We start from the raw sequence: 8192 nt of genomic DNA, 5'->3' as shown, positions 1-8192 counted from the left end.
GTTTATTTTTTAAAATTTAAAGTTTTTACAAGGGATTAGTGTTTCATATTGAAACAAAATTTTAACAACAAGCGTTTGTTTTGGGGTTTATTTAGCATTAATTAGGCTGTGTTAATCAAAGTTTGATAATTAAAAGGCGTGTGTGGATGCGCCAATCAAGATAGAATCTTTTCCATAAAAAGAGTGGGGAAAATCAAAGTCTCTTCGCCCAACTCCACCACGCAATCCTCTTCTTTGATGTGCACAAAACCCAGCTTTTGATAGAGGTTGCATGCCTTGATTTGACTCTTGCTCACATGTAGAGAGATTTTAGTATAGCCTTTAATGAAAGCGTATTTCTCCACGCTTTCATAGAGTTTTTGACCCAGCCCTTGGGATTGATAAGCGGTATTTATGTGGAATTTACACAGCTCTGCTTCTGTTTGATTGATAGGATTAAGCCCACAGATCCCAATGAGCTTGTTATTCTCTCTTATTTCAAAAAATTCCCCGCCATGCTCGCGCAATTTTTGAACGAACCCGCTAATACTGGGCAAAAGATCCAAGCGTTGAATAAACCCTAAAGGGTTGTCAGCGATGCGATCAGCATAAAATTCTTCTAATTCAGTGGGGTATTTGGGCAAAAAAACTTTGATGGTCATGATTTCCTAACTTCCAAAAATAACTAAATCTTTCAATGAGCGTAATGATAACAATTTTTAGCTTAAAATAATAACGCCTTGTATGATATGATGGATTTAAAACCCTTTTTGATTATCCCACAAGCGGATATGGAGCCTATCGCTCAGCCTGAAACCATGCTTTATGGCTAGGGGGGCTAGGGTTTTTAGATTTTTGTCTAGCTCGTTGTTGTTTGTGCCTAAGGGCATTAAAAAGATTTCATTATTTTTTAAGGAGAGTTGTTTCAAAAGGCTTTGAATTTCTATAATAGATTGAGCGGCGTTTTGACTCTCCAATACAAATTTAAAATGCGCACTTTTAGCGTTATTTAAGATATTTTGTAAGGCTTTGAGGTTGATCCGCTTGCTTTCTTCCTCCAAAGAAAAAGAGAGTTTGACGCTTAGGGTGAAATGCAATTCTTTTAAAATAGGGCTAAATTCAAAAAAAATAGAGCCATTGCTCTCTACACATAAAGGGATTTTTTGGCGGTAAAAATGCTCTAAAACGCTCAATAAAATAGGGTTATTAAAATACAAGCTTGGCTCCCCGCCTGTAAGAATGAAATCAAAATCCTTATAACTAGGGGCTAAATTAACTAATCGTTCAATCAAGGGCTTAGGCTCATTGTAATAATCCCAAGATGTTTTGAATTTAGGATGCACCGCATACAAACTATCGCAACCTGTTAGGATTTCATCATTGAATAAGGTTTTACAATTAAAGCCCTTGCATGAAAGGTTACACCCCCCTAAGCGCAAAAAAAGACTGGGCTTGCCTATCCTTTTTCCTTCACCTTGTAAGGAAAAAAAGCTCTCAACGACCGGGAGTTTCATGGGATTTGGTGTAAGGGCTTAGCGTGAAAAAAGCATTGTTTTTCATCGCTAATGATTTTATTGAAAAAGTCTTTATCATGCCACAAATTTTGAATGCCTTGTGAAAAAGAGACGCAATGATCATGCACTAAAGATTTAAAATGAGGGTTTTCTAAATCGTTTAAAAAGCTTTCAGCGTAGCCGTTTTTAGTCTCATGCACGCGCACGCTAGAGACTTTTAATTCCCCTTCATTATTAGAAAAAACGCTTTTTTGTAAAATCCTTGTCAAGTAGTATAAAAACATGAGGGCGTAACTCTCCGCACTCAAATTAAACGAGCATTTCACGTAACGCACGCAATGATTTTCTATAAAACGCTGAAACTCAACGCTTTCTTTATCCCAAAAATGATGGGCATGATCAAAGGAGTCTATAAAGGTTTGCATTTCTTGCTGCATCAGTCCAAAATCTAATGCCATGTTCGCATGATCTAAGCGGTTGGTTTCAATAAAGACTTCCACTTCATAATTATGCCCATGGATATTTTGAGCGCATCTTAAAGAAGAGCAATTACGCACCACATGGCTAGCGCAAAATTTATACAATCGCCTGATAACCATTTCATTGCCTATAACATGGCTGATAAAGGGGCAGTCTTAAATTGTAGTAGTAGCGTTCAGGGCGGTTAAAATCAATGCGTTTGATCGTGCTTTTAATCAAATCCCTATAAAGCATTTGATACCCACAAGTCCTCCCGCTCACGCTCCCATCCACATATAAAACCCGTTTTTGCAGCACCACATCATACCAATCCAAAATAAAATGCGAATTAGCACTCATTAAAATTTGCTCGCTAAAGCCATTGATAGCGTAATAATCGGTAGGGGTTTGGGAACAATAAAACTGCCCCCCAAGAAAATAACAAGGCTTATTGACTTGATCGATTAGTTGGTAATTGTATTGGTAGAACGGCACAGCTGAGATGTTACGGACAATGCGTGCATAGATCACATTTTTGGCTTTATCTAGTGGGAATTCCGCTTGCGTGAAGACATTGTAAAAGCCTAATTTTTGCAATTCATAAACGATCACATTGATATAATAAGAAGTCATCGCATCGCTTCTATCATAAGCCACCACGATAGTGGAATTATAATTGAACAAATAATCCCCTGTAACTTCTGAATAATACCCCATGTGCAGGCGGTGTTGGCATGCGCTAAAGAAGAATAGAACCCCAACAATTAGCCCTAAAAAAGCCAAGCGGTGCTTTTTATTCACTTTAACATTCCCTCATGCCAAGATTCCAAGCTTTTTAGATCATCATAACTGGTTAAGTCTAAATTTAAAGGCGTGATAGAGGCATGGTTTGAAGCAATAGCGTCAAAATCAGAGAGCCTGTCTTCATTTTCGCGCTTTTGCCATTCTAAAGGGTGTAGCCCTAGCCAAAAATAGCTTTCATTTTTGGGGTCTGTGCGCTTATGCACTTCTTTTTTATACAACCTATAGCCCTTAGGGGTGATGCGTTCGCCCTTATATTCTTGTAAGGAGCAATTAGGGACATTCACGTTTAGGAGTTTGCGCCCCTTTAAAGGGTAGCCTTTGGTGAAAATGTTTTGGACTAAATCCTGGATGATCTTTTGAGCCAGATCAAAACTTAAGGGAGTGTTTTTGTTTTTGTTAGAAAGGATTTGAGAAATCGCAATGGAAGGCACACCTTGGATCGTGCCTTCAATCGCTCCGGCCACCGTTCCCGAATAAATCGTGTCTTCGCCCATGTTAGAGCCAAGATTGATCCCTGAAATCACCAAATCAAAACAAACATGTTTAAAAAGCTCATTAATAGCCAGATACACGCAATCGCTTGGCGTGCCATCATCAATCCTGTAATGCCGACCTTCTTTGCCTTTAATTTTCTCCGCTCTTAAAGGTGCGGTGATGGTGATGCATTGCGAGCATGCGCTTTTTTCATGCTTGGGGGCAACCACATAGATTTCTGCCATGTTTTCTAAAGCTTGTTCTAAAGCTTTAATGCCTTTTGCATGGTAGCCATCATCGTTGGTGAGTAAAATTTTTTTCATGTCTTGCCTTTAAATAGAGTGTTCAATAATGCGTTTAAATTTTCTTGCAATAAAGGATAAGCGGGTTTTAGTAGATTTAAATCGTTTAAAACCTCTGTTTTTAAAGTTTGGGCGTAACCGCTTGCCTTTTTTAGCCCTAACAAATTCACAAAGCTGTTTTTAGCGCTGTCTAAATGAGTGGTTTTACCGCTTTCTTCTTCATCTTGCGTAACGTCTATAATATCATCTAACACTTGAAAACAAAGACCCATTTTTAACCCAAAAGCTTGAAGCCATTTAAAAAGCTCTTCATCTTTAACACCGCTTGCAACAAGCCCCATAATCAGGCTTGCGCTAATCAATTTAGCGGTTTTATGCTCGTGTAAGAAAGTGAGTTGTTCTAAATTTAAGGGCGTGTTTTCAAAATAGCAATCCAAAGCCTGCCCTAAGATCATGCCTTTAATCCCCCCATTAGCGCTTAAGATTTTGACTAATTCCACAATGATGTGGCTTTCTAGTAAAGCGTTTGAGAGCAATTCAAAAGAATAAGTGTTGAGCGCATCGCCGATTAAAACGGCTGTGGTTTCATCATATTTAGCGTGTAAAGTGGGGTGGTTTCTCCTTAAAGCGGCATTATCCATGCATGGCAAATCGTCATGGATGAGCGAATAAGTGTGCAAACATTCAATGCTTAAAGCGATTTTAAAATATTCTGTTTGTTGGTTAGAATAATCTTTTTTACCCACTAAAGCACAAAGCACGGCTAAAAAAAGCTTAGGGCGGAACCTTTTACCCCCATTAAGCACCATTTCAAAAAAGGCTTTTTCCAAATAAGGGTGGAAGCTTTCAAGGTGTAAATGATGGTTTTTTAAAAAGCTTTCAAAACGCTCGCACTCATTACAATAAAAGGATAAATTAGGGCTATTCATGTATAGAATTATAACCTAAGATTTTAAGAGTTGCATAAATTCAGCTCTGGTTTTAGGGTCTTTTTTGAAGAGGCCTCTTAACACGCTTGTTTTAATGATCGCATTTTGCTTTTGCACCCCTTGCATGCTCATGCACAAATGCTTGGCTTCACAAACCACGATCACGCCCCTTGGCTCTATGATTTCATCAAAGGTTTCTGCAATTTGAGTGGTCAGCCTTTCTTGGATTTGCAAGCGTTTGCTATAAATTTCAATGAGTTTAGCGATCGCGCTAATGCCTACAATCTTTTCTTTAGGAATGTATCCTAAACTGATATTCCCCAAAAAAGGGAGCAAATGGTGCTCGCAAGTGGAGTAAAATTCAATGTTTTGAGCCACTATCATTTCATCGCAAACGCCTTGAAAATACGCGCTTTTTAAAGCCACTTTAGGATCTTCTTTATAGCCTTTATACAAGAATTTCCATAATTCTTGAACCCTTTTAGGCGTCTCTTTCAAACCTTCTCTATTCTTGTCTTCGCCGATATTTTCAAAAAATTGGTTGAAAAAATTTTCCATTTAGATCACACGCTTTCTTAAGGATTGGATACGATTTTTAATGCTAGGGTGGGTGCTAAACATTTCAGCGTTAAAAAGATAGGCCGCTGATCGGGTGCTATTCTTATCTATTTCTTTATAATCGTTGTTAGTGTAATCGTTAGAAATCTTTTGTAAGGCCCTGATCATGGGCTTATTGTCATGCATTAAAAATGCCGCCCCGCTATCGGCCATGTATTCTCGTGTGCGACTCAAATACATTTGCAAAAGGAGTGTTAAAAAAGGCAAAATGATCTGTAAAACCCATAAAATCATTCGGGCTAAATTCGCCCCACTATTCTTGCGATTCCCCATGAAAAAATACACGCTAAAATTAGCCACTAATAGCATGATATTGCTTAAAATCCCCACGCACATGGTCAAGCGGATGTCGTTGTGCCGTATGTGGCTGAGCTCATGAGCGATCACGGCTTTTAATTCGTCTCTATCCAACCTTTCTATTAAAGCGCTTGTAAGAGCGATAAGAGAATTAGATTCATCCCACCCGCTCGCAAAAGCGTTCATGTAAGGGGCGTTAATGATATAAAGCTTAGGTTCAAAATGAAGCTTAGCCTCTTCTAAAAGCTCTAACAAAAGGCGATGGATTTGATTTTCTTTAGAGCTTAAAACCTTGCTTGGGTCAATAAGCTTGTATTCATCACCGCTTAACATGATAGAGCTAAAATTTTGGATACAAATAACAATAATGACAAAAGCCGCTAAAAACATGATAATGGTGATCGTAGGAAAAATTTGAAAAGTGATGAGTTTAAAAAGGGCTATGCCTAAATCATTAGCGTTGATTCTAATAGCATCCACCAATAACCCGATAAAAGCAAAAATCGCGCAATAAGTGGTTAAAACCGCGTTCGTTTTGAGCCTGTTTTGCGCGATAATCTTTTCAAAATTCGTCATTATTTTCTCCTTTCTCATGCTTGATTTCTTTGAGCAACGCGCTCGCATAACTCCCTTTAGGCAAGTAAAATCCCAATTCAAATTGCGCTTTTTCTTTCACATATTGAGAAGTTATATTTTCTGCAAACACCCAAAAAAACCGCCTAGATCCTAGCGTTTTAGCATGGCCACTTAAAAGGTTATGCTGGAATCCTTTTTCAATTTCCAAACTCAAATTTTTCGCATAAAGAGCTTTTTTGCCGTCCAGTAACCCCGTAGGCACAGCTTCTTTTTTCAAAAACCTTTCGCTTTCTTTTTCTAATTCTAAAGCGTCAAAAAACTTCCCATAAGGGTAATGGCGCATCACATCGCCTTCTAAGATTTTAAAGGGGTGGGCTTGGTTTTTAAGGGCTTTTAGGGCGCTTGAATTAACGCTTAAATTGTTTTGTTTAAAAAATTCTAAATTTTCTTTGACGCTAAAATCGCTAATGATTTTACTGATTTCTAACCGCTTGCTTAAAAGCGAGTTAAACAAATAACTTTGATAGCTTGAAATTAAAAAAGCGTTTAATTTTTGGCGGGCGAATTTCGTTTCATTTTGCAAGATTTTTAACCCCTCTTTATGGTTGTCATTGAACTTCCCAAAGCGTTGTGAACCAAAATAATTAGGCATGCCAAATTGCGCGATTTGTTCTAAAACCTGCTTTGTTTTTTGAGCGTTTAGGGGGGTCATTTTTTTGAAACGCATAAAAAAGCGATTCCCTTTTAAATGCCCTAATTTGATTTTATTATGGTGGTAATTCAAAGACAGAATTTTAAGGTTTCTTTCTTGTAAATTATGCGTATTTTTTTCTAATAAAGGGGCGTATTTTTTAGGGAGTGAGACGAATTGAGTCGTCAGCGCGTTTTTATCTTTCAAGCCCGCATAACCCAATTCAGCGATTTTTACCCCTAAAATTTGAGAAAAAACTTGAAGCATTTCCAAAGTGCTTAAACCGCTTTTCCTCACTTGAATAACGGCATGTTCGCCTGTGTTGCTAAATTCATACAAAGGCACTTCATGCACGCAAAAATCCCTAGCGCTAGAATTGAAATGAAAATCAATGCTCGCATGGTTATAAGCATGCAATAGGGGCATAAAGTTTAAATTCATGCTTTGATCCTTGAATTAAACGCCCTTGAGAGCGAAACGGAGTCAATGTTTTCAAAATTCACTCCAGTAGGCACGCCTTGAGCGATTTTAGTGAAAGTGAGGTGGAATCGTTGTAATTTATCTTCAATATAAAGCATTAGAGAATCATTAGCCAAAGTGGGAGGGAAAGCAAAAATGATTTCTTTAATGTTTTCTCCAATCAGGCGTTTTTCTAGGGCGTTAAAATCCACTTCTTCTATAGAATTTAACACATAATAGCGCCCTAAAAAGTCCTTTAAGTCTTCTAAAATAAACACATCTCTTGGGTGTAAAACCATGCAAAGCTGAGAATTTTGCCGGCTCTCATCAGAGCAAATCTCACAAACTTCACTCTCACTGAGCGCGTTACAAGATGTGCATGTTTTAAGGTTTTCTAGCGCGTTCTCTAAAGCGTGCGTGATTTTTAGTGCCAGATAAGGGTTTTCCAAACCCAAATGATACGCCATTTTAAAGGCGGACTTTTTACCCACATTGGGGATTTTTTCTAAACAATCCACTAAATTTAAAAAGTGGTTCAAGCTGTTTTTATAAGTATTCATTTTGTTAGTATATCAAACTTAACTTGACTTGAAAGCCACTAAAAGGGCTTTTATTGTTTTTTTATTTTTATCGTTTTTTAAAAGGGGGTTTAAGATGAAAGCGCTACAATACGCTATCTCAATTTTAAGGAATAACATGCCGTTTATTAATATCAAACTTGTGCCAGAAAATGGAGGGCCAACAAACGAGCAAAAACAGCAATTGATTGAAGGGGTTTCAGATTTGATGGTGAAGGTGTTAAACAAAAATAAGGCTTCTATTGTGGTCATTATAGATGAGGTCGATTCTAATAATTATGGTCTTGGGGGCGAGAGTGTTCATCATTTGAGGCAAAAAAACTAAAGAGTTTTTAAAATTCAAAGGTTGCGATACGCTAACATTTAAGGGGTGCTTATTTCTACCCCCCTAAAAACTATAAACATAACTCACATTAAACACCACAAGGCGTTTGAAAAAGAGGGAAGCGTTTAACCCTTTGCCATGCGTTTCATAAAAGGAATTGACCGCTAAAGGAATCTTTAAGCCCATT

General features: G+C 37.8%; 12 protein-coding genes. 1 reads left to right on the top strand and 11 read right to left on the bottom strand.

What is annotated here, in order from left to right:
* Positions 1 to 155 precede the first annotated feature (155 nt).
* The 10 genes from EAL04_RS07765 to recR all read right to left on the bottom strand — a co-directional run bounded on the left by EAL04_RS07765 (position 156) and on the right by recR (position 7662).
* Positions 156 to 641: a GNAT family N-acetyltransferase gene (locus EAL04_RS07765; protein WP_120974472.1), complete on the bottom strand. Its 486-nt coding sequence runs from the start codon at positions 639 to 641 to the stop codon at positions 156 to 158.
* Between the two features lie 96 nt (positions 642 to 737).
* Positions 738 to 1493, bottom strand: a complete 756-nt coding sequence (locus tag EAL04_RS07760; RefSeq protein WP_120974470.1) for a 7-carboxy-7-deazaguanine synthase QueE — start codon at positions 1491 to 1493, stop codon at positions 738 to 740.
* On the bottom strand, positions 1490 to 2092 hold the full coding sequence (locus EAL04_RS07755; RefSeq protein ID WP_120974467.1) for a 6-pyruvoyl trahydropterin synthase family protein: 603 nt from the start codon (positions 2090 to 2092) through the stop codon (positions 1490 to 1492). The genes EAL04_RS07760 and EAL04_RS07755 overlap by 4 nt, the downstream gene beginning before the upstream one ends.
* A gap of 1 nt (position 2093) precedes the next feature.
* Entirely contained in the window at positions 2094 to 2753 is a 660-nt protein-coding gene (locus tag EAL04_RS07750) for a hypothetical protein (protein WP_001034745.1), read from the bottom strand.
* Complete coding sequence (gene surE, locus EAL04_RS07745; RefSeq protein WP_039083081.1) at positions 2750 to 3553, bottom strand: 5'/3'-nucleotidase SurE; 804 nt, start codon at positions 3551 to 3553, stop codon at positions 2750 to 2752. The genes EAL04_RS07750 and surE overlap by 4 nt, the downstream gene beginning before the upstream one ends.
* Complete coding sequence (locus EAL04_RS07740; RefSeq protein ID WP_120974465.1) at positions 3550 to 4461, bottom strand: polyprenyl synthetase family protein; 912 nt, start codon at positions 4459 to 4461, stop codon at positions 3550 to 3552. Before EAL04_RS07740 ends, surE begins: the two co-directional genes overlap by 4 nt.
* A gap of 15 nt (positions 4462 to 4476) precedes the next feature.
* Complete coding sequence (gene folE / locus EAL04_RS07735) at positions 4477 to 5019, bottom strand: GTP cyclohydrolase I FolE (protein WP_000426949.1); 543 nt, start codon at positions 5017 to 5019, stop codon at positions 4477 to 4479.
* Positions 5020 to 5952 (bottom strand): zinc metalloprotease HtpX, encoded by a 933-nt coding sequence (htpX, locus tag EAL04_RS07730; protein WP_240454737.1) that lies wholly within the window; start codon positions 5950 to 5952, stop codon positions 5020 to 5022.
* Positions 5939 to 7084 carry a tRNA pseudouridine(13) synthase TruD gene (truD, locus tag EAL04_RS07725; RefSeq protein ID WP_120974461.1) on the bottom strand — a complete coding sequence of 382 codons (1146 nt, stop codon included), beginning with the start codon at positions 7082 to 7084 and terminating at the stop codon, positions 5939 to 5941. Before truD ends, htpX begins: the two co-directional genes overlap by 14 nt.
* A complete protein-coding gene (recR, locus tag EAL04_RS07720; RefSeq protein ID WP_115018934.1) occupies positions 7081 to 7662 on the bottom strand; it encodes a recombination mediator RecR in 582 nt (193 codons plus the stop codon). The genes truD and recR overlap by 4 nt, the downstream gene beginning before the upstream one ends.
* Positions 7663 to 7798: 136 nt before the next feature.
* On the opposite strand from recR, the gene EAL04_RS07715 reads away from it, so the two are divergent.
* Positions 7799 to 8005, top strand: a complete 207-nt coding sequence (locus EAL04_RS07715) for a 2-hydroxymuconate tautomerase family protein (protein WP_001115881.1) — start codon at positions 7799 to 7801, stop codon at positions 8003 to 8005.
* Positions 8006 to 8068: 63 nt separating this feature from the next.
* Here the strand turns inward: EAL04_RS07715 and EAL04_RS07710 are convergent.
* On the bottom strand, positions 8069 to 8192 hold a 124-nt coding region (locus EAL04_RS07710; RefSeq protein ID WP_120974432.1), incomplete at its 5' end, for an outer membrane beta-barrel protein.

The sequence above is a fragment of the Helicobacter pylori genome (assembly GCF_003638305.1).
In the GTDB taxonomy this organism is placed as follows: Bacteria; Campylobacterota; Campylobacteria; order Campylobacterales; family Helicobacteraceae; genus Helicobacter; species Helicobacter pylori_DJ.
Note: the sequence above shows the minus strand (reverse complement) of the source record. Positions and strands in the feature narration are given on the sequence as shown.

Bases quoted from the DNA above. Each gene is read 5' to 3' on its own strand.
- EAL04_RS07765 (WP_120974472.1), bottom strand. From the start codon at position 641: ATGACCATCAAAGTTTTTTTGCCCAAATACCCCACTGAATTAGAAGAA.
- EAL04_RS07760 (WP_120974470.1), bottom strand. From the start codon at position 1,493: ATGAAACTCCCGGTCGTTGAGAGCTTTTTTTCCTTACAAGGTGAAGGA.
- EAL04_RS07755 (WP_120974467.1), bottom strand. From the start codon at position 2,092: ATGGTTATCAGGCGATTGTATAAATTTTGCGCTAGCCATGTGGTGCGT.
- surE (WP_039083081.1), bottom strand. From the start codon at position 3,553: ATGAAAAAAATTTTACTCACCAACGATGATGGCTACCATGCAAAAGGC.
- EAL04_RS07740 (WP_120974465.1), bottom strand. From the start codon at position 4,461: ATGAATAGCCCTAATTTATCCTTTTATTGTAATGAGTGCGAGCGTTTT.
- folE (WP_000426949.1), bottom strand. From the start codon at position 5,019: ATGGAAAATTTTTTCAACCAATTTTTTGAAAATATCGGCGAAGACAAG.
- htpX (WP_240454737.1), bottom strand. From the start codon at position 5,952: ATGACGAATTTTGAAAAGATTATCGCGCAAAACAGGCTCAAAACGAAC.
- truD (WP_120974461.1), bottom strand. From the start codon at position 7,084: ATGAATTTAAACTTTATGCCCCTATTGCATGCTTATAACCATGCGAGC.
- recR (WP_115018934.1), bottom strand. From the start codon at position 7,662: ATGAATACTTATAAAAACAGCTTGAACCACTTTTTAAATTTAGTGGAT.
- EAL04_RS07715 (WP_001115881.1), top strand. From the start codon at position 7,799: ATGCCGTTTATTAATATCAAACTTGTGCCAGAAAATGGAGGGCCAACA.